General features: G+C 69.3%; 24 protein-coding genes. 13 read left to right on the top strand and 11 right to left on the bottom strand.

Annotation, left to right across the window (positions count from 1 at the left end; genetic code table 11):
- Nucleotides 1-19 precede the first annotated feature (19 nt).
- From ACZLZY_RS06290 to phnG, 4 genes are all read right to left on the bottom strand, one after another.
- Nucleotides 20-907 (bottom strand): alpha-D-ribose 1-methylphosphonate 5-phosphate C-P-lyase PhnJ, encoded by an 888-nt coding sequence (locus tag ACZLZY_RS06290; protein WP_472932759.1) that lies wholly within the window; start codon nt 905-907, stop codon nt 20-22.
- Between the two features lie 139 nt (nt 908-1,046).
- The gene (locus tag ACZLZY_RS06285; RefSeq protein WP_472932757.1) at nt 1,047-2,225 is read right to left on the bottom strand and encodes a carbon-phosphorus lyase complex subunit; all 1,179 of its coding nucleotides are present in this window, start codon (nt 2,223-2,225) and stop codon (nt 1,047-1,049) included.
- A 1-nt stretch (nt 2,226) separates the two neighbouring features.
- Complete coding sequence (gene phnH, locus ACZLZY_RS06280) at nt 2,227-2,832, bottom strand: phosphonate C-P lyase system protein PhnH (RefSeq protein ID WP_472932756.1); 606 nt, start codon at nt 2,830-2,832, stop codon at nt 2,227-2,229.
- Nucleotides 2,832-3,308 carry a phosphonate C-P lyase system protein PhnG gene (gene phnG / locus ACZLZY_RS06275; RefSeq protein WP_472933137.1) on the bottom strand — a complete coding sequence of 159 codons (477 nt, stop codon included), beginning with the start codon at nt 3,306-3,308 and terminating at the stop codon, nt 2,832-2,834. Before phnG ends, phnH begins: the two co-directional genes overlap by 1 nt.
- Nucleotides 3,309-3,466: 158 nt before the next feature.
- On the opposite strand from phnG, the gene phnF reads away from it, so the two are divergent.
- Nucleotides 3,467-4,189, top strand: a complete 723-nt coding sequence (phnF, locus tag ACZLZY_RS06270; RefSeq protein ID WP_472932755.1) for a phosphonate metabolism transcriptional regulator PhnF — start codon at nt 3,467-3,469, stop codon at nt 4,187-4,189.
- Nucleotides 4,190-4,358: 169 nt separating this feature from the next.
- On the opposite strand, the gene ACZLZY_RS06265 is transcribed toward phnF, so the two are convergent.
- The 3 genes from ACZLZY_RS06265 to ACZLZY_RS06255 all read right to left on the bottom strand — a co-directional run bounded on the left by ACZLZY_RS06265 (nt 4,359) and on the right by ACZLZY_RS06255 (nt 6,987).
- On the bottom strand, nt 4,359-5,114 hold the full coding sequence (locus ACZLZY_RS06265) for a hypothetical protein (RefSeq protein ID WP_472932753.1): 756 nt from the start codon (nt 5,112-5,114) through the stop codon (nt 4,359-4,361).
- A 246-nt stretch (nt 5,115-5,360) separates the two neighbouring features.
- Nucleotides 5,361-6,257: a CehA/McbA family metallohydrolase gene (locus tag ACZLZY_RS06260; RefSeq protein ID WP_472932751.1), complete on the bottom strand. Its 897-nt coding sequence runs from the start codon at nt 6,255-6,257 to the stop codon at nt 5,361-5,363.
- Nucleotides 6,258-6,372: 115 nt separating this feature from the next.
- Nucleotides 6,373-6,987 (bottom strand): TetR/AcrR family transcriptional regulator, encoded by a 615-nt coding sequence (locus tag ACZLZY_RS06255; RefSeq protein ID WP_472932749.1) that lies wholly within the window; start codon nt 6,985-6,987, stop codon nt 6,373-6,375.
- A gap of 159 nt (nt 6,988-7,146) precedes the next feature.
- Between ACZLZY_RS06255 and ACZLZY_RS06250 the strand changes: the two genes are divergently transcribed.
- From ACZLZY_RS06250 to ACZLZY_RS06205, 10 genes are all read left to right on the top strand, one after another.
- The gene (locus ACZLZY_RS06250; protein ID WP_472932747.1) at nt 7,147-8,298 is read left to right on the top strand and encodes an MFS transporter; all 1,152 of its coding nucleotides are present in this window, start codon (nt 7,147-7,149) and stop codon (nt 8,296-8,298) included.
- Between the two features lie 204 nt (nt 8,299-8,502).
- On the top strand, nt 8,503-9,501 hold the full coding sequence (locus ACZLZY_RS06245) for an AAA family ATPase (RefSeq protein ID WP_472933135.1): 999 nt from the start codon (nt 8,503-8,505) through the stop codon (nt 9,499-9,501).
- Nucleotides 9,502-9,509: 8 nt separating this feature from the next.
- The gene (locus ACZLZY_RS06240; RefSeq protein WP_472932745.1) at nt 9,510-10,418 is read left to right on the top strand and encodes a DUF58 domain-containing protein; all 909 of its coding nucleotides are present in this window, start codon (nt 9,510-9,512) and stop codon (nt 10,416-10,418) included.
- Entirely contained in the window at nt 10,402-10,881 is a 480-nt protein-coding gene (locus tag ACZLZY_RS06235; RefSeq protein ID WP_472932744.1) for a DUF4381 family protein, read from the top strand. The genes ACZLZY_RS06240 and ACZLZY_RS06235 overlap by 17 nt, the downstream gene beginning before the upstream one ends.
- Nucleotides 10,881-11,951: a VWA domain-containing protein gene (locus tag ACZLZY_RS06230; protein ID WP_472932742.1), complete on the top strand. Its 1,071-nt coding sequence runs from the start codon at nt 10,881-10,883 to the stop codon at nt 11,949-11,951. The genes ACZLZY_RS06235 and ACZLZY_RS06230 overlap by 1 nt, the downstream gene beginning before the upstream one ends.
- Nucleotides 11,948-12,862: a VWA domain-containing protein gene (locus ACZLZY_RS06225; protein ID WP_472932740.1), complete on the top strand. Its 915-nt coding sequence runs from the start codon at nt 11,948-11,950 to the stop codon at nt 12,860-12,862. The genes ACZLZY_RS06230 and ACZLZY_RS06225 overlap by 4 nt, the downstream gene beginning before the upstream one ends.
- Entirely contained in the window at nt 12,859-13,710 is an 852-nt protein-coding gene (locus ACZLZY_RS06220; RefSeq protein WP_472932738.1) for a hypothetical protein, read from the top strand. The genes ACZLZY_RS06225 and ACZLZY_RS06220 overlap by 4 nt, the downstream gene beginning before the upstream one ends.
- An 83-nt stretch (nt 13,711-13,793) precedes the next feature.
- On the top strand, nt 13,794-15,107 hold the full coding sequence (locus ACZLZY_RS06215) for a hypothetical protein (RefSeq protein WP_472932736.1): 1,314 nt from the start codon (nt 13,794-13,796) through the stop codon (nt 15,105-15,107).
- Between the two features lie 235 nt (nt 15,108-15,342).
- Nucleotides 15,343-16,611, top strand: a complete 1,269-nt coding sequence (locus ACZLZY_RS06210) for a hypothetical protein (protein ID WP_472932734.1) — start codon at nt 15,343-15,345, stop codon at nt 16,609-16,611.
- Between the two features lie 9 nt (nt 16,612-16,620).
- Entirely contained in the window at nt 16,621-17,508 is an 888-nt protein-coding gene (locus ACZLZY_RS06205; RefSeq protein ID WP_472932732.1) for a COG3904 family protein, read from the top strand.
- 327 nt (nt 17,509-17,835) lie between these two features.
- Here ACZLZY_RS06205 and ACZLZY_RS06200 read toward each other — a convergent pair whose 3' ends face one another.
- Entirely contained in the window at nt 17,836-18,405 is a 570-nt protein-coding gene (locus ACZLZY_RS06200; RefSeq protein ID WP_472932730.1) for a fasciclin domain-containing protein, read from the bottom strand.
- 248 nt (nt 18,406-18,653) lie between these two features.
- Here ACZLZY_RS06200 and ACZLZY_RS06195 point away from each other — a divergent pair, with 248 nt between their 5' ends.
- Nucleotides 18,654-19,064 (top strand): (R)-mandelonitrile lyase, encoded by a 411-nt coding sequence (locus ACZLZY_RS06195; protein ID WP_472932728.1) that lies wholly within the window; start codon nt 18,654-18,656, stop codon nt 19,062-19,064.
- Here the strand turns inward: ACZLZY_RS06195 and ACZLZY_RS06190 are convergent.
- Together ACZLZY_RS06190 and ACZLZY_RS06185 are read right to left on the bottom strand one after the other, a co-directional pair.
- Nucleotides 19,037-19,960 (bottom strand): alpha/beta fold hydrolase, encoded by a 924-nt coding sequence (locus ACZLZY_RS06190; protein WP_472933133.1) that lies wholly within the window; start codon nt 19,958-19,960, stop codon nt 19,037-19,039. The two genes, ACZLZY_RS06195 and ACZLZY_RS06190, sit on opposite strands and share 28 nt — an antisense overlap.
- 294 nt (nt 19,961-20,254) lie before the next feature.
- On the bottom strand, nt 20,255-20,500 hold the full coding sequence (locus tag ACZLZY_RS06185; protein WP_472932726.1) for a hypothetical protein: 246 nt from the start codon (nt 20,498-20,500) through the stop codon (nt 20,255-20,257).
- A gap of 364 nt (nt 20,501-20,864) precedes the next feature.
- Here ACZLZY_RS06185 and ACZLZY_RS06180 point away from each other — a divergent pair, with 364 nt between their 5' ends.
- On the top strand, nt 20,865-21,917 hold the full coding sequence (locus ACZLZY_RS06180; protein ID WP_472932724.1) for a ribonuclease T2 family protein: 1,053 nt from the start codon (nt 20,865-20,867) through the stop codon (nt 21,915-21,917).
- A gap of 122 nt (nt 21,918-22,039) precedes the next feature.
- Here the strand turns inward: ACZLZY_RS06180 and ACZLZY_RS06175 are convergent, their stop codons facing one another.
- The gene (locus ACZLZY_RS06175) at nt 22,040-22,741 is read right to left on the bottom strand and encodes an HxlR-like winged helix-turn-helix transcriptional regulator (protein ID WP_472932723.1); all 702 of its coding nucleotides are present in this window, start codon (nt 22,739-22,741) and stop codon (nt 22,040-22,042) included.
- Nucleotides 22,742-23,135 lie beyond the last annotated feature (394 nt).

Genomic DNA, 23,135 nt, shown 5'->3' with positions numbered 1-23,135 from the left:
GGCTTTACCGATCCGGCCCTCATTCCGCCGCCTCCTCGTAGCCCTTCGGCCCGCCGTCGCCGACGTGCCCCTCGGCCCGGCGCGTCTCGCAATGGTCGGTATCGGAGCAGACGAACATGCGCCCGCCGCGGTCGTCGGTGATGACCTCGTCGAGATAGGCGCCGGTGCCGCCGCAGAGCGCGCAGGGTTTGGCAAAATGCTGGATCTCGAAAGGGTGGTCCTCGAAGTCGAGGCTGACGACGTCGGTGAAGGGCGGCAGAGCGTAGATCCGCTTCTCGCGGCCGGCGCCGAAGAGCTGCAGGGCGGCTGAGCGGTGGAGCTTCGGGTTGTCGAATTTTGGGATCGGCGAGGGGTCCATGACGTAGCGGTCCTCGACCTTGACGGGGTAGGCGTAGGTGGTGGCGATGTGACCGTGCCGGGCGATGTCCTCGTAGAGCTTGACGTGCATCAGGCCGTATTCCTCAAGGGCGTGCATCACCCGCGTCTCGGTCTCGCGCGGCTCGAGGAAGCGCAGCGGCTCGGGGATCGGCACCTGGTAGACGAGCGTCTGGTTCTCCGTCAGCGCGGTCTCGGGGACACGGTGCCGGGTCTGGATGATCGTCGCCTCCGCGGTCTTCGTCGTGGTGGCGACGCCCGCGGTCTTCTGGAAGAAGGCGCGGATCGAGACGGCATTGGTGGTGTCGTCGGCGCCCTGGTCGATGACCTTCAGGACGTCGTCCGGCCCGAGGATCGCCGCCGTCACCTGCACGCCGCCGGTGCCCCAGCCGTAGGGCATCGGCATCTCGCGGCTGGCGAACGGCACCTGGTAGCCGGGAATGGCGATCGCCTTCAGGATCGCCCGGCGGATCATCCGCTTCGTCTGCTCGTCGAGATAGGCGAAGTTGTAGACGGGAAGGGCTGCGGTCATGATGCCGGACCTTGCTGCGGGGCGTCGGGGAGGAAGCGGGAATGAGTGGCTGGATCGTGCTCGGCGAGCTGACGGTGATCCTGATCGGCCTTGCCGCCGCCTGGTATTTCTTGCGGCGCGGCGGGCATTAAAGCGGGCCTCATTCCGCCGCGTCCTTCAGCTCGACCACCGACGCCGTGTGCTCGGCGCGCAGGCGGCGGACGAGGTCGAGTTCGGCTTGGAAGTCGACGTAGTGCGGCAGCTTCAGGTGCTCGACGAAGCCGGTGGCGGCGACGTTGTCGGAGTGGGCGATGACGAACTCCTCGTCCTGCGCCACCGCGATGCGCTCCTCGCCGAACTCGTCGGCCCGAAGCGCGCGGTCGACGAGGCTCATCGCCATCGCCTTGCGCTCGGACTGGCCGAACACCAGCCCGTAGCCGCGCGTGAACTGCGGCGGCTCCTTGGCCGAGCCGGAGAACTGGTTGACCATCTGGCATTCGGTGAGGCGGACGCGGCCGATGGTGACGGGAAAGCCGAGCTCGGGCATCTCGACCTCGACATCGACGAGGCCGATGCGGATCTCGCCGACGAAGGGGTGGGTGCGGGCAAAGCCGCGCTGGGTGGAATAGGCGAGCGAGAGGAGAAATCCCTCGTCGCCGCGGGCGAGTGCCTGCAGCCGGAGGTCGCGGCCGGCGGGAAAAGAGAGGGGCTCGCGGGTGAGGTCGCCGGGCTCGGCGTCTTCAGTCGTGCGAAGACCGAGGGTGTCGTTCTCGTGCTCGCCGGCGCCAGCGTCGGGACTGACATTGGTCGCGGGCGCGTCGGCGCGTCGGTCCGGCTCGATCAACCCCTCGTCGCCGAGAAGGTCGGTGACGCGTGGGCAAAAACCCTCGTCGCCGGACAGCGCGCGGCGAAGCCCGGTCTCGACCGGTTCGTCGCCGGCCATGGCGGGATCGATCAGCCGGTGGGTGTAGTCGAAGGTCGGCCCCAGCAACTGCCCGCCCGGCAGGTCCTTGTAGGTTGCCGAGACCCGGCGCTCGATGGCCATCTTGCCCGTATTGACCGGCACGGAGTTGCCGAAACGCGGCAGCGTGGTGCGGTAGGCGCGCAGGAGGAAGATCGCCTCGATCAGGTCGCCGCGCGACTGGCGCACCGCCATGGCGGCAAGCTCGACGTCGTAGAGCGAGCCCTCGGCCATCACCCGGTCGAGGCCGAGCGCGAGCTGGCCGGCGATCTGCTCGAGCGTCAGGGCCGGGACGTCGCGGGCGCCGCGGCGGCGGTCGGCAAGGAGGCGGTGGGCATTCTGGATGGCGGCTTCGCCACCCTTCACGGCGACGTACATGTCAGGCGCTCCGGATGCGGGTGGTGCGCGGCAGGCCGAGCGCCTGGCTGCCGGCGACGAGCAGCACGTCGATGCCGCGCGGGAACAGCGCCTGGTTGATCGCCCAGTCGGCGAAGAAGGCCGGCGTCAGCCCGCGCGGGCGGATCGTCACTGAGGCTTCGATGCCGGGACCGGAAAGCGTCAGCGGCGCGCCGGTGGCGAGGTCGTCCAGCACCAGGATCAGCGTCGTCGAGCGGTCGGGATAGTCGGCGGTGCCGAGCGCGAAGTCGGAGAGGTTGGGAAGGTCCTCGCCGGCGCTTGCGACGGCGAAGCGCGCCTGGCCCGGCGCCTTCACCTGGATCGCGCCGGTCTGGAAGCCGATCCATTGGACGACGTCCGGCGCTTGGCGCAGCGAGGCGTCGAGCCAGACCGGCGTGTCGTAGTCGGCGAGCGCCGCGAGGATGCTGGCGGCGGCCGGCGCGAGGGCGCCGGGCGCCTTGACGCGCGCGCCGAGCTCGACCGCCGTGCCCGGCCGCGACAGGGCCTGCATGACCCCGGCGAAGACCGCCTGGCTGTCGAAGACCGGGTCGGTGAAGCCCCCGTCGATGCCGTTCATATCCTTGCCCATCAATCGTCTCCGCGTACGACGGTGAAGAAATCGACCCGCGTCGCCTGGGTCTCCTCGGCGGCCTTGCGGTCGTCCTCGGCTTGCGCGGCAAGGACCGGGCCGACGATTTCGGCCTCGATCGCCGCGCGCCAGTCCGGCCGCTGCCAGGCGGCATCGAGCGTGGCGGCGAGGCGCGCCTTGTCGGCGTCGCGGCCGAGCACCATCGCGTGGCCGACCTCGCCGGAGGGAAGGCGAACGGTCGCGCGGGTGACGCTGGCCTCGCCGAGGTTGAACGGTGCGCCGCCGCCGCCGATGCGGCCGCGCAGCATGACGAGCCCGGCCTCCGGCCCGCGCACCGGCAGCGCCGCCATGCCGCCGCCAATGGCCTGCCAACCTTCGGCCAGCACCGGCGTGGCCGCGGCGGCGAAGGCGCCGATGGCGCGCTGGCGGGCCGCCGTCGCGTCGGTCTCGGGAATGGCGTTGCTCTCTTCGATCATCTCGCCCTCGGTTGTCTCTGCGTCTTCGGCCGCCTGCTTCTGCAGCCAGTTGTCTATTGGTATAGACAACTATATCTATATCCTGATATCTACACCCCGAGACGTGACAGGACAATGACGCCGCAAGGTTTTGCCGGCGGACGCAGGAGAGGACGGGCATGATCGGGGGCGAAGAGGGGATCGCGCGCTGGCGCAGCGTTGCCGACGGCATCCGCGCGCTAATCTCCGACGCGGCGGGCGCGATGGAGAAGCTGCCGGTGGAGGCGGAACTGGCCGAGCGCTTCCAGGTCAACCGCCACACCGTGCGAAGGGCGATCGCCGCGCTCTCGGCCGAGGGCCTGGTGCGCGCCGAGCGGGGGCGCGGCACCTTCGTCGACCGGCTGCCGGAGCGGCTTGCCTACCCCGTCGGCGCCCGCACGCGCTTCTCCGAGAACATCACCAGCCAGTCGCGCCAGCCGGCGGGGCGGCTGATCGCCTCGAAACGCGAGGCGGCGACCGCCCGGATCGCCGCCTCGCTGAAGATCCGCACCGGCGCGCCGCTGCACCGGCTGGAGACGCTGAGCGTCGCCGACGGCGTGGCGATGTCGCTCGCCACCTCCTGGTTTCCGGCCGAGCGCTTTCCCGGCATCGTCGCCGCCTATGCCGAGAGCGGCTCGATCACCCGGGCGCTCGCCGCCGAGGGCGTCGCCGACTACCGCCGCCAAGAGACGCGCGTCACCGCATCGCGGGTCACCCCCACCGACGCCGAACATCTCGGCTGCCCGCGCGACGCGGTGGTGCTGGTGACCGATTCGCTGAACTGCGATCCCGATGACACGCCGATCCAGCTGTCGCGGGCGCGTTTCCTGGCGGAGCGGATCGAGCTGGTGTTCCGGACGTGAGAACCATCAACGGCAAGGCGCTGGCGATTTGCCACCCCGGCGATTCCGTCGCGGCATCGGTCGCAGTCCAGCGCCGGTGGACGGATACTCGCGGTTGCCGGGCGAGCTGGACTCCCGTTGCGGCTGTCGAAAACCAAGGTCCAGCTTTGCGGCGGCCAGTCCTGGCGGATCAGCCGAGGGCGTAGCCGAACTGCCGCTCGACGTCGGGATCGAGTTGCGAGCGTACGAAAGCTTCATCCGCCGGCGACAGAGGCTCGTATTGCCGCTCGACGAAGCGGTTGAACCCGTTGCCCTTGTAGGATTGGAGGGCGCCGAGATCTCCCGCGGGGGTGCGCTGCAGGAGATCGCCGAAAACCGAAAGGATGGTGTCGGGGGCGGAGGTCAGGAGCGCCAGGTCGAGCAGGCACAGATTGGCGCTGCGCGCGTAGAGCCCGCTCCAGGCGTGCAGCTTGGCAGTCCGCTTGCGCAGCGGATTGGCAAACCGACGGCCGGTCGCGGGATCGCGCTCGTGCAGCATTTCCCGGTTGTACATCGGATGGTGCTCATCGATGCCACCAACCTCGTGATCCCAATAGCTGTGCCATTCCGCGCGGATGAAGTCGGAAAAGGGCATGGCCTTGAGATCGGCGTGCGCGTGCCAGGGCTGCCGGTGGAGGCTGCGGATCCAGTTGACCGGATGACGTGCGACGACGCAGACGAGGACGTCGCTCGGAAACAGGATCTGATCCGGCACGAACCAATGCTTGAAGCCGTAGCGATCGGTGATGGTCTCCCAGCCGAAGTTGGCGGCGAGCAGTTTGGTGAGGACATTCGTTCCGCTACAGCGCTGCCCGAAGATCTGGATCTGTCGCACCGGCCGGGGCAAGGCCTGATGGATGCGGAGCCCGTTTGCTGGCGTCTGCCAGTCGTTTCCGGCCGCTCCCATTTCGTTCGTTCGAAGGCTTGTCGATAGCATCCTGGCCACTCGTCTGATCGCTGCTCTGCCGAAGAACATTCGCGATTGAATAGGTCCACCCCATCGAGGAAAGACGCTTTGAAATCAAGGTGGGGGCGGACCCTTCGTGCCTTTTCCGAACGGATGGCACGCCAGCCGAAGCTTTCAAAATGCCCTTCGCAGGGCTCCTTCAGGCAGGCGCGGCACGGCCATCACATTCGCGGCAGCGGCGCGTTTCTAAAGCCAGATCGGGTTCGACCAGGCCTGCTTTCCCGCCGCGTCCATCACCACCACGCGGCACCAGTCGCCGGCGAAGCGTTCGATCGGCAGGTCGGCATGGGTGATGCCGGGGCCGCCGCGGTATTCGGCGCGGGAACCGCGGCCGACGAGGGCAATGCCTGCGGCGGGTTCGCAGTCGACCGAGAGCATCTTCCCGGCGACCGCGATGTCGGTGATCACCGGGCCACGCGAGGAGTAGAAGGCGCCGGCCTTGATGGCGGCGAGGAGCGCCTGCGGCTCGTTCACTTCCGCCTTCACCATCATCCAGCCGCCGAGCGCATCGTCGATCTTGAAATGCGCGTCGTCGGCGGCGTAGCCGGTGAGGCGGAACCCTTCCGAGAGCAGCGCGTCGAGGAGGGCGGTGCCGTCCGGCCGGTCGCATTCGAGGTGGCAGCCGGTGTTGTAGATCTCCACCGCATGGGCGATGCCGGCCATCTGCCGCCCGTCCTCGATGGTCAGCTGCGACCATTGCGGATGCGCGATGCCGAGGAAGGCGCCGGCCGCCACCGCGCGCTTGGCCAGCGCCACGGCATCCTCATTCTCGCCAAGCGGCGCGAAATCCAGCGGCAGGCCACAGGCGAGAAGGTGCCAGATCTCGCCATGGCTGTTCTGAGGTGCATGGATCTCGGCGCCGAAAATGGTCGTGAAGGTTTTCGTGCGGAACGGCGTGGTGTCGACCACGGGGAAGCCGAAGCGCTCCAGAAAATGGTCGGAGAGGCAGAGGAAGTCGTAGCCGGCCTCGGCATAGGTCCGGCAGACGGCTTCGGGCGACAGCACGCCGTCCGAGGCGGTGGAATGGGTGTGGATGTTGCCGCGCCAGAAGGTGCCGGCGGCGGTGAAGGCGGTCTGGCCCATGGCAATGTCCTCGAATCCAGCGATGACGGGGCAATAGCGCCGGGTGTTGTCGGGGGTATGACGGCGGGCGGGGAGATGGGCCGGCGGCGATCGTCGACAGCCGGTGGCGGGAGCATCAGGGAGCGACGGGCCGCTGGGCGTCCCAGACGGCGAGGACGGTGCTGACCGCGGCGTCGAGGGCCTCCGGCGCAATGCCGTCGCGCGCCTGGAGCGAGAAGCCGAGGAGCAGGCCCTCGATCAGGGTCGCAAGGCCCACGGGATCGGTCTCCTCCCGCAATTCCCCGGAGGCGATCGCCCTCACGACGCAGCGGTGGATCGCCGTGCGGTTGACCAGCCTTTCGGCCGCGGACAGCGCCCCAAGGACCTCGCTCTCCCCAGCGGAAACGCTCATCGACAGGACAATCAGGCATCCCGTCGGATGCGAGGGATCCGTCTGCATGCGCGCCGAGAGCCGCAGCGCCTGTTCGATCGCCACGCGGGGCGCCAGGGTCTCATCCCGCAGCGACGCCGTGACCTGGCCGTGCGTTTCGCGGTAGCGCGCCAGCACCGCGCGGTAGAGCAACTCCTTGGAGCCGAACGCCGCGTAGAAGCTGGCCGATGAGATTCCCCCCATGGCCCGCTTTAGCTGATCCAGCGAGGTCAAGTCATAGCCATGCTGCCAGAACAGATGCATGGCGCTCGTCAGCGCATCATCGCGATCAAAGCCTCTGGGGCGACCGGTCCGGGCCATGAAACCTCCCATTGTTGACTTCTGAATTAAACGTTCCAGAAATCGTTGACAAGCGGGAGGCCTTCGCTCACTTCTGGATCAATCAATCCACAAAGGTTTTGCTTCATGTCATCCGTCACGTCGCCACCCGAGCCATATGCCGAACAGGAGAGGCTGCCGATGGCAGCGCTGCTGGCGTTCGCCATGACCGGCTTCACCGCGATCCTCACCGAAACCCTGCCCGCGGGTCTCCTACCGCAGATCGCCGAGGGACTGGACGTGTCCCAGGCGCTCGCGGGACAGCTCGTCACCCTCTACGCGGCAGGATCCCTCATCGCCGCGATTCCCCTGACCTTTCTGACGCAGGGCCTGCGGCGCAAGCCGACGCTGCTGGCCGCCATCGTCGGCTTCCTCGTCTTCAACACGGTCACCGCCCTGTCCGGCGACTATGCCCTGACGCTGGTGGCGCGCTTCATCGCCGGGGTCGCCGCGGGCCTCGCCTGGGCCATCCTGGCGGGCTATGCGCGCCGGATGGTCGTCGATCGCCTGAAGGGCAAGGCGCTGGCGATTGCCATGGTCGGCACGCCCATCGCCCTCTCGCTCGGGGTGCCCGCGGGCTCCTTTCTAGGAGCGGCGGTCGGCTGGCGATCGTCCTTCCTGGTAATGTCGGCGACCACCATCGCCCTCGTCGCCTGGGTGATGTGGAAGGTTCCGGACTTTGCCGGTCAGCCCCGCGGCGAGCGGCTCTCCGTCGGGCAGGTGTTCCGGACGCCGGGGATCCGGCCCATCCTCCTCACCATCCTCGCCTGGATGACGGCGCACAACATCCTCTACACCTATGTCGCGCCCTTCGCCGCCCGCAGTGGCTTGGCGGAACGGGTGGACCTGCTGCTGCTCGCCTTCGGGATCGCCGCGCTCGCCGGCATCTGGGTCACCGGCATCCTGGTGGACCGCATGCTGCGCGCGCTGGTGCTGATCAGCCTCACCGCCTTCGGGGGCGTGACGCTTCTCCTCGGCGTCGCCGGGGACATCGCGCCCGTCGCCGTCACGGGAATCATCCTCTGGGGCCTGTCGTTCGGCGGCGCCGCCACGCTTCTCCAGACGGCTTCCGCCGATGCGGCCGGGGACGGCGTCGATATCGCCAATGCGATGATCACCACGGTCTGGAACACGGCGATCGCTGCGGGCGGCATTGTCGGCGGCATCCTTCTTGACCGCTGGGGCGCCGGGGCGTTTCCCTGGACCATGCTCGTCCTCGTCGGTGCGGCGCTCGCCCTCGTCACCGTCTCGCGCCATCACGGCTTCAAGCCGGGCGCCCGCGCCGTCGCGTGATCCGCCATCGTCGCAACCCCGTTGAGGATGGGGCGCCTCGCTCTTCCAACCGCCCCCGCGCCCTCAACTCGCCGCGATCCCCATCCCCGCCTGTTGACCTACGGCTTATCCCTTCGTAAGCCATAGGTCCGGATTGGGCACCCGGATGGAGGCGATGTGGTGGATTCACCCTCGGTGCGTGCCCCTTTGACGGATCCCGGCCAGATGGCGGGCGGCGCGGCGACGGCCGGCAGGCCTGGCGCGGACGCGGCGATCCGGGGGCGGATTTTGCAGCTGAAGGAAGGCCTGCAGGACGGGCTGATCGGCTGCGAGGCGCTGGTCGAGCGGCTGTTGATCGGGCTTCTGTCAGGTGGGCATCTCTTGGTCGAGGGCATGCCGGGGCTGGCCAAGACGCGCGCCGTCAAGCGCCTAGCCGAGGGGTTGGAGAGCACCTTCCACCGCATCCAGTGCACGCCCGACCTGATGCCCGCCGACATTACGGGAACGCCGATCTGGCAGCCCGACAAGGGCGGCTTCGAGTTCGCGCCGGGGCCAGTCTTCGCCTCGCTGGTGCTGGTCGACGAGATCAACCGCGCGCCACCGAAGGTGCAGTCGGCGCTGCTCGAGGCGATGGCCGAGCGCCAGGTGACGGCGGGCGGTGAGACGCATGTCCTGCCCGACCCGTTCATGGTGGTGGCGACGCAGAACCCGATCGACCAGGAAGGCACGTTCCCGCTGCCCGAGGCGCAGCTCGACCGGTTCCTGATGCACGTCGTCGTCGGCCTGCCGAATGCCGCCTCGGAGCGAAAGATCCTCGATCTGGTCGAGGCCGAGACAGTGACGCATTCCGGGGCGATGGCGATGAAGCTCAGCCTTGCCGAGGTGCGGGCGGCTCGTGATGCGGCGATGCGCGTGCACCTGTCGCCGGCGCTGAAGGATTTCATCGTGCGGCTGGTGACGGCGCCGCGGGAGGCCGCCAAGGATTCTGAGATCGGCCGGATCATCGAGCACCCGGCCTCGCCGCGCGGCACGCTGGCGCTGGCGGCGGCTGCCAAGGCCCGGGCCTATCTCTATGGTCGGGACTTCGTGGTGCCCGAGGACGTGGCGGACCTCGCACCCGACATCCTCGCCCACCGCACGCTGTTGACCTGGCGCGCCACCGCCGACGGGGCGACGCCGCGCGGGGTGATCGAGATGCTGCTCGACCGCGTCCGGCCGCTCTGAGGCGAGACATGCTCGACGAGGCGATCAGCGACGGCGTCACGCTCCCGACCGACAGGCTTCTGTGGATGCGCCACCTCATCGACGCCGGCGAGGCGGGGGCGGGGGCGCGCACCATGATGCTGCCGGGCGGCATCGTCACGCGGCGGCGCGGGCGCGGGCTCGAGACCGACGACATCCGCCCCTTCCTCTATGGCGACGACGTCCGCCACATCGACCGCAACACCACGGCGCGGACCGGCAAGCTGCATGTGCGCACCTTCCGCGACGAGCGCGAGCGCTCGGTGCTGCTCGTCGCCGACTTCCGCCCGTCGATGCTGTTCGGCACGCAGCGGGCGTTCCGTTCGGTGGCGGCCGCCGAGGCTTTGGCGCTGGCCGGCTGGCGGACGGCGGGGCAAGGCGGGCGCGTCGGCGTCTTCGCGGCGACCGCGGCGGAAACCTTCTTCCAGCGGCCGGGCGCCGGCGACCGGGCGATGAAGGCGGTGGCCGGGCGGCTGTCGGCTGCGCATGCCGCAGCCCTCGATGCCAAGCCCGTGGAGGATCCGCCGCTCGACCGCATTCTCGAGGCGGCGTCGCGGGCGCTGCCGCACGACGGCACGCTGCTGCTCGCCACCGCGCTCGACCATCCCGGTGCCGACTTCGAGGCCGTGATGCGCGACGTGGTGCACCGGGCGGCGCTCGACGTGTTTCTGATCGCCGACGCCTTCGAGGCGGCGATGCCGGCGGGGCGCTATCCCTACCTCGCGCCGTCCGGCCGGCGGGAGACCGGCGAGGTCTCGGGGCGGCCGTCCGAGCGCGACCTTGACCGGCGTGTCCGGCAGTTGGAACGGCTCGGCGCCCGCGTCATCGTGCTGCCGGCGGCCGAGGAGCCGTTGGCGCTGGCCGGCCTGATCGAGGGGTTCGATGCCAGACGCCGCTGAGCTGCCGGAGACGGCGAAGATCCTGGAAGCCCTGCGCCCGGCGCACCTGCCGCCGGCGGCCGCCTTCGGCTGGGCCGACCTCATGCTGCCGGTGGCGCTCGGCCTCCTGCTGGCGCTTCTCGTCGCGCTTCTCTGGCCGCGGCGGATCAAGGGACGCCGTCGGGTGTCGCTGCGGGTTCTGAGCGAGCTCGAGGCGGCGCGGGCGCTGCCGCCGGCGGACGCTATCCTGGCCGAAGCGCGCCTCATCCGGCGCTTCGTCGCGCTGCGTGATGGCGCGGCGGCAGCACGTCTCGAGGGCGCGGCCTATGCCGCCCATCTCGACCAGCGTTTCGGCACCGACTTCTTCACCGCGGGCGCCGGGCGGCGGCTGATCGCCCTCTATGCGCCGGACACGCCGGACCGCGCCGAGGCAGACGTGGTGGGGCAGGGGCTGAAAGACCTTCTTGGCGGGGTTCGCGCTTGATGGGAAATTTCGACTTCGCCTTCCCGCTCGCCTTTCTGCTCCTGCCGCTGCCCTTCCTCGCTCTTCGCTGGCTGAAGCCGGTCGGCGAGGCAGGCGGCGCGCTGCGCGTGCCGGCGACGCTGACGGCCGATTTTGCCGCCGGCGATGCCGTGCTCTCGGCGGAAAAGCGGCGCCTGCTGCTCGCCTGGCTGTTGTGGATCCTGCTGGTCACGGCCATCGCCGGGCCGCGAACGGTGGTGGCGGTGCCGGCAGCGCCCGCATCGGGCCGCGACATCATCCTTTCGCTCGACGTGTCGGGCTCGATGGAGCGGCCGGACTTTGAACTCGATGGCGCCAAGCGGCGGCGGATGGACGTGCTGAAGCTTTTGGCGCGCGACTTCGTGCTGCGGCGAGCGGGAGACCGGGTGGGGCTGGTGATTTTCGGCGAGCGCGCTTACGTCGCCTCACCGCTAAGCTACGACGTGGAGGCGGTAGCGAAGGTGGTCGACGGCATCGACGTCGGCCTCGCCGGTCGTTCGACGGCGATCGGCGAGGGCCTCGGGCTGGCGCTGAAGAAGCTGTCGGACAGCGACGCGAAGGCCAAGGTGGTGATCCTCCTCTCCGACGGCGCGCAGAATGCCGGCACGGTGCAGCCGGATTCGGCGGCCGCGCTGGCGAAGGCACTGGGGATCAAAGTGGATACGATCGCCATGGGCCCGCTGGACCTTGCCGAGGGCGAGCGCGGCGACGAGGGGGTCGACACGGCGACGCTGTCGGCGGTGGCGAGCGAGGCAGGCGGGCAGACGTTCCGCGTGCGCAACACCGAACAGCTGCGCGAGGTCATGGACGCGATCGACGCGCTCGAGACCAGCCCGAGCGCTGCGCCCGCGACCATCGTCCATGCCAGCCTCTGGCCCATTCCCGGCCTGCTTGCGCTTCTCGTGGTGGCCGCGATGATGCTCGGCCGGCGGCGCCCGTCGCTCGCTGCGTTCGCGCGTCTCGGCGGCGGGCTGAAACGCCGCCGCCGTGGCGCGAGCGGCGCCGGCGGACCGACCCGTGCCGGACGGCAGGACATGGGGAGGGCGGCATGATCGCGGTCGAGCATGCCGGGCTGCTCCGGCCCTGGTTCCTGCTGGCGCTGCCGGTGGTTCTGGTGCTCGCGGGGCTCGCAACCCGCCGGGTGGCCGCGCTGGGCGGCTGGTCGTCGGTCATCGATCCCGGGCTGATGGATGCGCTCGCCCGGCGCGGGGCGGTGGTCGCCGGCCGCGGACGGCGCAACCTGACGCTGGCGGCTTTCGCGACGCTTCTCGTCCTCGCGCTGGTCGGCCCGGCGATCGAACGGCCGGCAGCGGAGAGTTTCCGCAACCTCGACGGCACCGTCGTCGTGGTCGACCTGTCGCGGTCGGTCGCGACCGCCAAGGGTTTCGAGGACGCCCGCAGCGCCGCGCAAGCAGCCCTCGCCGCCTCGGGCACGCGGCAGGCGGCGCTCGTTGTCTATGCTGGCGAGGCCTTCATCGGCGCGCCCTTCACCTCGGATCACGCGGCGCTGTCGCGCACGATCTTCGGTCTCGACGCCAAGACCGTGCCGGTCGAGGGATCGCGGCCCTGGCTGGCGCTGGATCTTGCGCTCGACCTTCTCCGGCGGTCCGGCGTCGTGGCGGGCGACATCCTGCTGGTCTCCGACGGCGGCGCTTTCGGTGAGGAGACACGGGCTGCGGCCTTGCGGATCGCCGACGCCGGCTTCCGGATCGACACGCTGGCGGCGCAAAGCGCGATCGGCCGCGACGGCAATCCCGGCGAGCTCGCAGCGCTTGCAGCACTGACCGGCGGGGTGGCCGGGGACGTCGCGCGGCCCGAGGCCGTGGCTGCGGCGCTCGCCGACAACGCCGCCAGCCGGATCGGCGCGAGCGATTTTCAGGCGCTGGCCTGGCTGGATCTCGGGCCGTTGCTGCTGATCCTGGCGCTGGTGCCGGCGCTGATGCTGTTTCGGCGGCCGACATGAGACGGCTTGTCGCCATTCTTCTGCTGAGCCTTGCGACGCTGGCGGTCGGCGTCCTCGGCCCCGGGCGCGAGAGCGTCGCGCGGCTGGCGCTGTCGGCCGGCCTGCCGCGGCTGGCGGCGGCGGTCTCGGCCGATCCCGGGCTCGAGGGCTATGCGCTGCTCCAGGCCGGCGACTTCCCGGCGGCGGCCGCGAGGCTGGCGAACCGGCATGACGCCGTCTCGGCCTACAACCGCGCCGAGGCGCTGGCCCGCAGCGGCGACGTGCCCGGCGCGATCGGCGCCTACGAGGCGGTGCTGGATTCCCATCACGTCACCCGCGCCCTCGTCGCCGATGCTGGCGCGAACAGGCAATTGCTCCTTGCGGTCGTCGGGCTCGACGCTCGGACCGGCGGGCGGGCGAAGACCAATGCGGCGGCCTTCGGCGAGAAGGATCGCTCGTCCGGCGATCCCAGCGACAGCGGCAAGGAGACGGCGACCTCCGGCGCCGGGCGGGCGGGCGACAAGGAGAGCAACTCGCAGGCGAAGGCGCCGGGCGGCAGCCGCGTCGCGCGGCTCGGCACCTCGCGCCAGGGCGAGGAGAGCGGCATCGGCGACGCCCGCGGCTCGGCCGGCGATGCCGGGGGCGCCGGGCGCTCGGGCGGGCAGGCGAGCGCTGCGGCGATCACCATGGCCGAGATGCAGCGCAACGTGCAGAAGCGCAATGCGGCGCGTTCCGTGCCGGCGACGAAGCAATGGCTGAAGACCATCGCCGACGACCCCGGCGCCTTCCTGAAACTGCAGCTCGTCGCCGAGATGGAGCGCCGCAAGCGCGAGGGTCTGGCGCTCCAGGCATTGGCGGACACATGGTGACGGGCCTGCCCACTGCTCGCGCAATAGCCCGTTTTGCGCCCAGCTCGGTGACGCCGATCCGCGGTTTGTCCGGGCGGCGCTGGATGTTCCTCTGCTGGCTGGTTCTCGCCTTGCTGCCCGGTCTCGTTGCCAGCGGGCATGCCGTCGCCGGAGACAAACCGCCCGAGGCTTTCGGCGAGGTGAGCTTCGAGATGCCGGAGGGCGGTGCCTATCCGCAGGAGATGATCACCATGGTGGTCCGCTTCTACTTCAAGGTCCGCGCGACGACCGAGCAGCTGGAACAGCCCGACCTCGGCGATCTCGGCTGGACGCAGACCGGCAGGGACAGCTGGGCGCCGACGACGATCGGCAGCGCCAACTGGTTCGGCTTCACCCGCCGCATCGCGATCTTCGCGCCGGAGGCGAAGACCTACGTCATCCGGCCCTTCACCCATCACGTGACGCTGATCGACGCGGCCGGGGTGCGCTGGAAGGTCGACGCCAAGTCGAAGCCGACCGAGCTGAAGATCCGCAAATGGACCGGTCGCACCGACGGGCCGGACGACGAGAATGCCTGGTGGCTGCCGGCGAAATCGGTCGCGGTTACCGACGCGTGGTCGGTCGACCCGTCAACCCTGAAAGCCGGCGAGACGACGCGGCGGCGGGTTGAGATGACCGCGGTCGGCGTCACCGCCGAGCAGTTGCCGCCGACGGTCGAGGGGCAGGCGCCGGGGCTGATCGTGTTCGGCGGGCCGGTGGAGCGGCGCACCGAGATCGTCGACGGCGTGCCGGTCGGCCATGCCGTCTATGCCTACGACATCCGCCCGCACACCGGCGATCCCGTCGTCCTCAAGGAAGTGCTGATCCCCTGGTTCGACACAGGCTCGCGGGCGATGCGCCAGATCGTCGTGCCGGGCGCCAGCATCGGCCAAGGCATGGTCATCCCCGGCCAGCCGATGGGCGAGGACCCCGCGGATGCCGGGCCGTCGCAGCTGGTGCTCGGGCTCGGCGCAGGGGCCCTCGCTTTCCTCGCCGGGCTCGGCGTGCTGCTGGCGCCGGGGCGACGCGACCGGGCGCCGGTGGCGGGGCAAGCGGCCGAAGCGCTGCGGGCGCTGCGGCAAACCCTCTCCGTCCGCCGCGCAGCCTGGACGAGCGATCCGGCGGCGCTGCGGGCGGCGGTCTATCGCCTGGCGCGGGAGGATGGTGCCGCCGGCCGCATCTGGCTCGCCGATCCGCAGGCGCAGAGCGCGCTGGCGGGGCTCGATGCCGCGCTGTTCGGGCCCGGCGGGTCCGCTGACGACCGGGCCAGATGGCGGCCGATCGCCGCCGCCGTGCTGGCAGCCCGCCGCCGGGTTCTCGCCGCCCAGGCGCCGATGGCGGAGACCGCCACGGACGCGCCATCGCCTTTCGGGCGTTAACCGCGATCGCAGTTTCGTGTCCCACACCGCACCGAGTGGGACCGCCGGTCTGTTCACTCGCCCTTTCTTGGTCTTAATATCTTCTTAACGCTGCATCATGGGATCGCAGCCATCGGGCCGCGCCCGACCAAGCTCCGTCCTGCCATCCGGCCAGCGCGGAGGGCGGTGTCTTTGCTCGGTCCGTCACGGAACGCCGCCTGGCGAACCGCCGATGGACGTCTCATCGAAAGCGTTCATGAGCAGTTCCCAGTCCTACACGCTGCGCGGCCAGATTCGCCGGCTCGAGACCACCACGCAGGTGACGCTCGCCGTGCTCGCGCTCGGCAGTGGCGTCTTCACCTATCTCGGCGTGCGCGAGCTGCTGGACGGCTCGGCGACCACCGTCTTCCTCGGCGCGGTGATCTATTCCGGCGCCGTGTCGGTCGCGATCTTCGCCTTCTGGTCCTATTTGATGCGGCTGATGCCGCATGTGCGCCAGGCCGGCAGCCGGCGGATGCTTTACCTTGCCATGGCGATGGGCGCAGCAATGATCATGGCGATGTCGTCCTGGCTCAATGCGTCCGCCTTGGCCGGATCGGCAGCGCTCGAGCAGCACCTCGCCAACACCACCGAGGAATACCAACAGAAGTTCAACGCCGCGAACGAGAACGCGCTCGCCGCCCAGAGCCTCCTGCCGGACCTGCAGCTGGCCGCCCAGCGCTTCGCCGGCCTCGCCGACATCGAGCGCCAGACCGGCGGCCTCACCGGCACGTCCGGCTCGGGCACGGTGGTGCAGCTGTTGTCGCAGATGTCGGCGCAGCTGTCGGGCCTGCAAGGCGAGGTGACGGCCTCGCGCACCGCCGTCGACGCGCTGTTTGCCGAGGGCGGCAAGCGGCTGGCGACGATGCGCGAGCTCGTCTCCTCCGGCGGACCGATCGACGACCGGGCCAACGCCTATGCCGAAGAGGCGGTGAAGCTGTCGGGCCTCATCACCAACCTTCAGCAGACCTCCGTCGCACCGTCCGTCAAGCGCGCCGCGGCCGATCTTGGCCAGAGCTTCATCGCGCCGATCGCCGGGGCGGGGGACATCGACCTGCAGAACCGCCAGAGCGAGGTCGTCGGCCGGGTCGAGGCGGCGGTGAAGGCGCAGAGTGTCGCGCTGTCGGCGGCGGCCGATGAGATCCTGGCGCGGCCGGTGGTCGAGCCGCTGCGCTTCACCCCGCTCTCGGCGCCCGAGGCGGTGATCCGCTATGCCGGCGACTTCCTGCCCTCCTGGGCCGGCGCCATCGCCATCGACCTTGTGCCGGGCGTCCTCATCTTCATCCTCTGCATCATCCAGGACGTCATCCGCCGCGAGGAGGACGACAGCCTCGACGAGAGCGAGATGAGCACCGACGACCTCATGCGGGCGCTGCAGATCCAGAAGAAGCTGCGCGACGCCGAGGCCCGCACCGAGGTGGAGGTCGACGAGGTCCGTTCGCCCTCGGGTGCCGTCGTGCCCTACAGCGTGGCCGGGCCGCGATAGGAGCGGTCGATGCCTCAGCCGATGACCGAGGAGGAGTTTCCGCCGGGACGTTTCGAGCGTCTGTTCCGGCGGATACCGGAAGGCACGGTGCTGCGCGGCGTGTTCCTGGCTCTCCTCGGCATGGCCATCGGGATCGTCGGCCTCGACTATTACCAGATGACGCAAGCCGCGGCCGATACCGCGCGGACCGTGCCCACCGAGCCGCTGCCCTTGCCGCGCCCGACGCCGGGCGACCAGATCCGCCCCTATCTGCCGCGCACCATTCCGGTCGGTCCCGACCGCGGACGGCCGGTTCTACCGGGCTATGATGGCCCGGTCGACGGCGAGGCGATGTCGCAGCCGATGCGCTTCATCGAGGCGAGGGACGGCGAGGTGACCGCCATCGGCCGGATCGACCCCGGCACAGCAGATCTTCTGGCAGCGCTCCTCGCCCAGCCGGACGAGCGCGTGAAGACGCTGGTGCTGCACTCACCCGGCGGCTCGGTCTCCGACGCCATCGCCATGGCGCGGCTGCTGCGCGAGAAGATGATCGACACGCGCGTGCCGGCCGATGGCTATTGTGCCTCCGCCTGTCCGCTGCTGATGGCCGGCGGGGTGCAGCGGCTGGCAGGCGAGAGTGCCTGGATCGGTGTCCACCAGGTTTATGCCGTGCCGATGTCGGAGACGGCGCAGCCGCGCGATGTCGACGCCTCGATCGCCGACATCCAGCGGACGATCGCCGACTGCCAGCAGCTGCTTGTCGACATGGGCGTCAAGCCCGAGGTCTGGATCAAGGCGATGACGACCCCTCCGGACGAGCTCTACGTGCTGACACCTTCGGAACTCGAGGATTTCGCCGTGGTGACGCCGGAGCGCTTCGGCCCGCCGATGCCGGCAAGTCTGCGGCCGGCGGCGTAAGGGGGAGACCTTTGAGGGGCGTATCACCCGCGCGTTCGGTGACGAGCGACGGTTCCATGGGGCAGTCCCTTGCAGTCTCGTCATCCCGGGCTTGACCCGGGATCCATGCCAACCACGGCGACCGACGCAGTCCGTATCCGGATGCCGCAGTAAGCAGCCGACTTCGCAGTTCAGGCGGTCCGGAAGGGGTTCCGGGTCAAGCCCGGGAGAACGAAGCGGTAGTGGTTTTCGACGACCACCGCTAGTTCAAGAACCCCAAACCAACCAGACAAGCAAAGGCCGGGAAACTTGCGTTCCCCGGCCGGTCTTGCGGAAGGTTGGAGCTGCTTATTCCGGCATCAGCACGGTGTCGATGACGTGCACGACGCCGTTCGACTGCATCACGTCAGCCTGGGTGACGGTGGCAACGCCGCCCTTCGCGTCGGTGATGGTCAGCTTGTCGCCGGACATGGCAAGCGTCAGCGTGCCGCCCTCGACGGTCTTCACCTCATGCTTGCCGCCGTCGTCCTTGATCATCTGCATCGCAGCGGCCGAGGTCGCTGCAGCCGGTACCACGTGGTAGGTCAGGATCTTCGTCAGCATCGCCTTGTTCTCAGGCTTGACCAGCGTGTCGACGGTGCCGGCGGGCAGCTTGGCGAAGGCTTCGTTGGTCGGTGCGAAGACGGTGAACGGACCCTTGCCGCCGAGCGTCTCAGCGAGACCGGCGGCCTTTACGGCGGCGACCAGCGTGGTCAGATTGGCGGCCTTGGAGGCGTTTTCCGGAATGGTCTTGGCCGGGTCCATCGGGGCACCGCCGACCATCGGCATGTCCTGTGCAAAGACGGCAGACGGCGCGGCAACGGCGGTTGCTGCAAGAAGAAGGGCCATGCTGGTATTGCGGAGTGTGCTGCGGATCATGTGGTCTCTCCCGGTGAAACAGGCCTCTCGGTGGAGGCTCGCTGGTAGATACGGCGGGAGCGGCAGAAAGCTTGCGCTACGGGTTCACAAGCGAGATCACCCCTGCGCGAGACGGGCGTGACCGCAGCTGCCGGCTTTCCACCGGAGGCGCCGGCGCTAACTGAAAGCCGAAGCCGGGAAGATGCCGGCGCGCTGTCGATCCGGGCTACCCGTGGCCGGCGAAGGCGTCACAAGCAAGGAAAACGATTATGTTGATAGAGCGCAGCGGTTCGCAGCCGTCGAAGCCAGGGCCGGCCGATTACTTCACCGGACAGGTGCGGATCGATGCGCCCTTCCAGGGTACGGCGCCCGCGGCCGTCAGCGGCGCGACGGTGACCTTCGAGCCCGGCGCGCGCACGGCGTGGCACACCCATCCGCTCGGCCAGACGCTGATCGTCATCTCCGGGCTCGGACGGGCGCAGCGCGAGGGTGGTCCGGTCGAGGAAATTAGCCCGGGCGACATCGTCTGGTTCGAGCCTGGCGAGAAGCACTGGCACGGCGCGGCGCCGGCCTCCGCGATGACTCACATCGCGATCGCCGAGCGGCGGGACGGCAAGGCCGTCGACTGGCTGGAACAGGTCAGCGACGCCGATTACGGTGCGGCGATCGCCAAGGGCTGATTTGCAGGCGGCGGGACGACCCGGTCGAGCCAGGTGGTGAAACTGGCCAGCGCGGCGTCACGATAGGGCTCGGTCTCGCGCAAAGTCTCGTGCCGGGCGCCGTCGACGAGGAGGGTCGTGATGTCGCGTGTGCCGGCAAGGCGCAGTTTGTCGGCAAGCTTGGTGAGCGCCGCGCCGTAGGCGGTGGCCGGATCCGCACTGCCGCAGAGGATATGCACCGGCAGCGCGGAAGGCAGGTCGCCGCTGCGCACCCCGCGGTCCGCCATCGCGACAAGGGCGATCAGGTCCTCGGCCATCGAGATGGTGGGCGTCCAGCCGCAGAGCGGATCGTCGAGATAGCGGTCGACGGAAACCGGATCATGCGACAGCCAGTCGGCCATGGTGCGGCGGGGCACGATCGCCTTTCCCCAGGCCTCGATCGTCGCGCGGGCAAAAAGGTCGCTCTTCACGTCGGAGCCCTTCAGCGCCTTCTCGACTTTCAGCGCCAGCACGGCGGTCTTTTCCTGCAGCGTCATCGCCGGGTTGGCGTTCCAGACCGCAAGCCCTGCCAAGGACCGGCCGTGCTTCAACCCGACATGCAGCGCGATCAGCCCGCCCATGGAATGGCCGAAGACCACTACCGGCAGAGCGTGGTGGTGGATGGCGACATGGTCGAGCACGGCGTGGACGTCGGCAACGACTTTCTGGGCGCCCCGGCTGTTGGCAAACCGCCGCAGCGGCGCATCGAAGGCGGAAGTCGAGCCGTGGCCGCGGTGATCGGGCGCGTAGACATGAAATCCTGCCACCGCCATCTCCCCAGCAAACCGCACATAGCGACCGGCATGCTCCGCCAGCCCGTGCAGCACGAGCATCACCCCGCGCGCAGGTCCCTTCGGAGCGGCATGGTAGACATTGATCAGCGCGCCGGTCGGGCTGTCGAGGCTGAAGCGGTCGTCGTACAGGGGAACCTCGAAGAATGCGGGGGCAGTCGCTCATTTTCCACGGATCGCCAGGCGACGATAGCCCGGAAATGGCTGGCACAACGCGGCCGCAACCAGCTAACGCCCCCCGGCCTTTTGGCCGAGAGAAGATGAGCTCGACTGATGGGAGGGAAACAACCTGCTTCCGGGGGGAGCGGGGTCGATAGACGGGGCGGGCGACCAGCAATCGGTATTGATGACTGTCGCCCGCTGAAGCTTAGCCGACGCTTGCTAGGCTTCGATAGGCAGTGGGGCACCCTCGTCGATCATGCGGGCCATTTCCTCGCGAGCCGCCTCCAGTGCGATCACACGGGTGCGGGCGTGGTGAATGTGATCAACATTGGCGGGTTCGCGGTCGGCGGAAACGGGCTTGGCTGCCTCGTTTCTGGCGAGTTCCAGAACGGCGTTGCGGTATTCGGCCCTTGCGGTGTCGAGCGCTGCGTTCATGGCGTTGGTGAGGTTTTCGGCCGTCGACATCATTCATTCTCCGCTGGTCGTCTCCGACCAAGTGGCCGGACGACGCAGCCTGAACACGACAGCGACGCTGCGGTTGCGGCGCGCTCGCTCTTAAAGTTCATTCGGAGCGGAGCGACCACCGATGGGCCGGTAACAGGTGTTCGTTCCATAGCGCGACGGGGCTGTGCCGATCGGCTTCCGGACGCGCGTCGGGGAGGCCAATCGAGATCGTATCGCAAATGGCGGAGACAACGTGCTGGCTGGATGTTCGGCGTCAAATGCCGGCACGGCCACGCATATTCCCGTGGCGATAAGGCGGGCCCGGCTTGCGGGCCGGCGGGCGATGGGCGATCGTTTTGACCGTTGTCACCGACGGGATTGCCGCATGCGCTTCAGCCTTTTTCTTGCAAGCTTTACCGCCCTCCTGCTGCCCGGCCTTGCCGCGGCGCAGCCGACGGTGGATGGCACCTTTGTCGCCAGCCGGGCGTGCCCGGCGCTGCAAAGCATCCGCCGCGGCCAGAATCCGGGCGACGTGATGCTGAAGGTCGGCGAGGGATACCGGCTGATCGCCCGCAACAAGGTGCCGGGGACGCACTACTGGCTGGTGGTGCCCGGCGCATCGCCGGAGCGGCGCTGGGTGGAGATGACCTGCGGCACCCGCGTCGAGGGTGCTGGCGAGAAGGGCGAGGGGACGGGCGGCAAGACCGGGGAGGGCAAGGCCACCGAGGGGAAGGGCGGCACGGGCGCTTCGGCCGGCAAGGCGCCGGCGCCAGTGCCAAGCAGCCCGTCGACGCAGAACCTCCTCGCCCTCAGCTGGCAGGCGAGTTTCTGCGAGCGCAATGGCACCAAGGCCGAATGCGCCAGCCAGACCGCCGGCCGGCCGGACGCGACGCGCTTTTCGCTGCACGGCCTCTGGCCCCAGCCGCGCGGCCGGGAGTATTGCGGCATCACCGAGAATGTCATGCGGACCGACGACGATGGTCGGTGGCGCGATCTGCCCAAGCCCGAGCTTTCCGCTGCCACCCGCATGAGCCTGGAGCGCCTGATGCCGGGAAGCCAGTCGGCGCTCGACCGGCACGAGTGGATCCGGCACGGCAGCTGCTACGGCCCGGCCGAGACCTATTTCGCGGACTCTGTCCGGCTGGTGGAAGCGGTGAATGCCTCGCCGGTCGGGGCGCTGTTTGCCGGACGGATCGGCAAGGCCGTGACGTCGCAGGAGATCCGGGCGGCCTTCGACAGAGGTTTCGGACCCGGCGCCGGCGAGCGCGTGCGCGTCACCTGCGAGCGCGACGGCGATCGGCAGATCATCGGCGAAATCACCGTCGGTCTGGTCGGCGCGATCACTGGGGAGAGCGATATCGGCAAGCTCATCCGCGCGGCCGCGCCAACGAAGCCCGGCTGCCCGGAAGGCATCGTCGACCCCGTCGGCCAGCAGTGACGTCGTGAAGGGCGGTAGCGCTGGCGAGGACAGGCAGGACGCTCAAGGGCGGCTGGGGCAGCGGTGTTGGCACAGTAGCAAGGGCCTGCAAAGCCGGGCCGGTCGGCACGGTCCGGAGCGGCTTAGTCGGGACACGGGGCGGTTGGCGGCAAGGGGAAGAGCGTGACAAAACGCTCGGCGAGTGACCAGTCGCCGTCGATCTCCAGCGCGCCCGCATCCTCCAACACGCCAAGTTTCTGCCCGCCATGCAAGGCGGCCGCGATGGCGTGCGGTGGTCCGCTGAAGACGATGTCGGCCCTGTCCACCGGTGCGGCCGCAATGTCGATCACGCCGCCGGCGAGGTGGGCGAGAAACGTCTCGGTGCCGAGGCGCAGGCCGACGCGGATGTCGAGGCCCGCGGCCCGCCGAGGATCCAGCAGCGTGCGCAGCGTCAGGATCAGTCCGGCGGCGCTGAGCGGCAGTCGCGGGTCGTGCCGCGGCGAGCGTGCCGCCCAGCGGCCGAGTGCCCGCAGGATCGGCTCGCTCTCCAGGCCCCACGGGGTCAACTCGTAGACCGGCGCATTGGCGGGCGGCGGCAGCTGGCGACGGGTGAGGATGCCAGAGCGCTGCAATCCTTCGAGGCGTTGCGTCAGGACGTTGGCGGAGAGGCCGGGCAAGCCTGCGCCGATGTCGCCGAAGCGCTTGGGGCCGAGCAGAAGCTCGCGCACGACCAGCAGTGCCCAGCGCTCGCCGACGAGGTCGAGCCCATGCGCAGCGCTGCAGGCATCGTCGTAACGCCGGCGCTGTATGGCTTTGGCAGACTTGGTTAGTTTAGATGACTTCATAGTTATTATTAATAACCAGTGTCTTTGTTTGCGTCAAAGGCAATGGGTGCGGCGGCGATCCGGCGGTTCGGCCGGCCGCCGTTCCATTTTCCGTAAGGCCGGAAAGCTCGGCTTGCCGGGCCGGAGATAATGTCGCCGCGGGCGCCAGAGGACGGGCGGCGCCACCCCCGTCGCGCGATGTCGAGCAGAAGAAAAGTACCCCCAAGGAAGCGCCGACACGGCTACTTTCCCTTTCGGAATGTTGCGAGACTTAGCTTTGTCATTACAACAGTTTGCCAACGAAATCTCGCATGCAGTTCAGTAGTCTGCTAATGAAGAAAGGCTGATTCGGGCTCTGCTGCAGCGTGCAGGGCTGCGGTTGTCGACCGGGGTGGGCTTGATCATGGCAGGGCAT

The sequence above is a fragment of the Mesocryomonas lacus genome (assembly GCF_055730135.2).
The sequence above is the reverse complement of the archived record's forward strand: the minus strand, read 5'-3'. Positions and strand labels throughout refer to the sequence as shown.

Excerpts from the sequence above, each read along its gene's own strand:
- ACZLZY_RS06290 (WP_472932759.1), bottom strand. The coding sequence starts at position 907 with ATGACCGCAGCCCTTCCCGTCTACAACTTCGCCTATCTCGACGAGCAG.
- ACZLZY_RS06285 (WP_472932757.1), bottom strand. The coding sequence starts at position 2,225 with ATGTACGTCGCCGTGAAGGGTGGCGAAGCCGCCATCCAGAATGCCCAC.
- phnH (WP_472932756.1), bottom strand. The coding sequence starts at position 2,832 with ATGGGCAAGGATATGAACGGCATCGACGGGGGCTTCACCGACCCGGTC.
- phnG (WP_472933137.1), bottom strand. The coding sequence starts at position 3,308 with ATGATCGAAGAGAGCAACGCCATTCCCGAGACCGACGCGACGGCGGCC.
- phnF (WP_472932755.1), top strand. The coding sequence starts at position 3,467 with ATGATCGGGGGCGAAGAGGGGATCGCGCGCTGGCGCAGCGTTGCCGAC.
- ACZLZY_RS06265 (WP_472932753.1), bottom strand. The coding sequence starts at position 5,114 with ATGGGAGCGGCCGGAAACGACTGGCAGACGCCAGCAAACGGGCTCCGC.
- ACZLZY_RS06260 (WP_472932751.1), bottom strand. The coding sequence starts at position 6,257 with ATGGGCCAGACCGCCTTCACCGCCGCCGGCACCTTCTGGCGCGGCAAC.
- ACZLZY_RS06255 (WP_472932749.1), bottom strand. The coding sequence starts at position 6,987 with ATGGCCCGGACCGGTCGCCCCAGAGGCTTTGATCGCGATGATGCGCTG.
- ACZLZY_RS06250 (WP_472932747.1), top strand. The coding sequence starts at position 7,147 with ATGGCAGCGCTGCTGGCGTTCGCCATGACCGGCTTCACCGCGATCCTC.
- ACZLZY_RS06245 (WP_472933135.1), top strand. The coding sequence starts at position 8,503 with ATGGCGGGCGGCGCGGCGACGGCCGGCAGGCCTGGCGCGGACGCGGCG.
- ACZLZY_RS06240 (WP_472932745.1), top strand. The coding sequence starts at position 9,510 with ATGCTCGACGAGGCGATCAGCGACGGCGTCACGCTCCCGACCGACAGG.
- ACZLZY_RS06235 (WP_472932744.1), top strand. The coding sequence starts at position 10,402 with ATGCCAGACGCCGCTGAGCTGCCGGAGACGGCGAAGATCCTGGAAGCC.
- ACZLZY_RS06230 (WP_472932742.1), top strand. The coding sequence starts at position 10,881 with ATGGGAAATTTCGACTTCGCCTTCCCGCTCGCCTTTCTGCTCCTGCCG.
- ACZLZY_RS06225 (WP_472932740.1), top strand. The coding sequence starts at position 11,948 with ATGATCGCGGTCGAGCATGCCGGGCTGCTCCGGCCCTGGTTCCTGCTG.
- ACZLZY_RS06220 (WP_472932738.1), top strand. The coding sequence starts at position 12,859 with ATGAGACGGCTTGTCGCCATTCTTCTGCTGAGCCTTGCGACGCTGGCG.
- ACZLZY_RS06215 (WP_472932736.1), top strand. The coding sequence starts at position 13,794 with ATGTTCCTCTGCTGGCTGGTTCTCGCCTTGCTGCCCGGTCTCGTTGCC.
- ACZLZY_RS06210 (WP_472932734.1), top strand. The coding sequence starts at position 15,343 with ATGAGCAGTTCCCAGTCCTACACGCTGCGCGGCCAGATTCGCCGGCTC.
- ACZLZY_RS06205 (WP_472932732.1), top strand. The coding sequence starts at position 16,621 with ATGCCTCAGCCGATGACCGAGGAGGAGTTTCCGCCGGGACGTTTCGAG.
- ACZLZY_RS06200 (WP_472932730.1), bottom strand. The coding sequence starts at position 18,405 with ATGATCCGCAGCACACTCCGCAATACCAGCATGGCCCTTCTTCTTGCA.
- ACZLZY_RS06195 (WP_472932728.1), top strand. The coding sequence starts at position 18,654 with ATGTTGATAGAGCGCAGCGGTTCGCAGCCGTCGAAGCCAGGGCCGGCC.
- ACZLZY_RS06185 (WP_472932726.1), bottom strand. The coding sequence starts at position 20,500 with ATGTCGACGGCCGAAAACCTCACCAACGCCATGAACGCAGCGCTCGAC.
- ACZLZY_RS06180 (WP_472932724.1), top strand. The coding sequence starts at position 20,865 with ATGCGCTTCAGCCTTTTTCTTGCAAGCTTTACCGCCCTCCTGCTGCCC.
- ACZLZY_RS06175 (WP_472932723.1), bottom strand. The coding sequence starts at position 22,741 with ATGAAGTCATCTAAACTAACCAAGTCTGCCAAAGCCATACAGCGCCGG.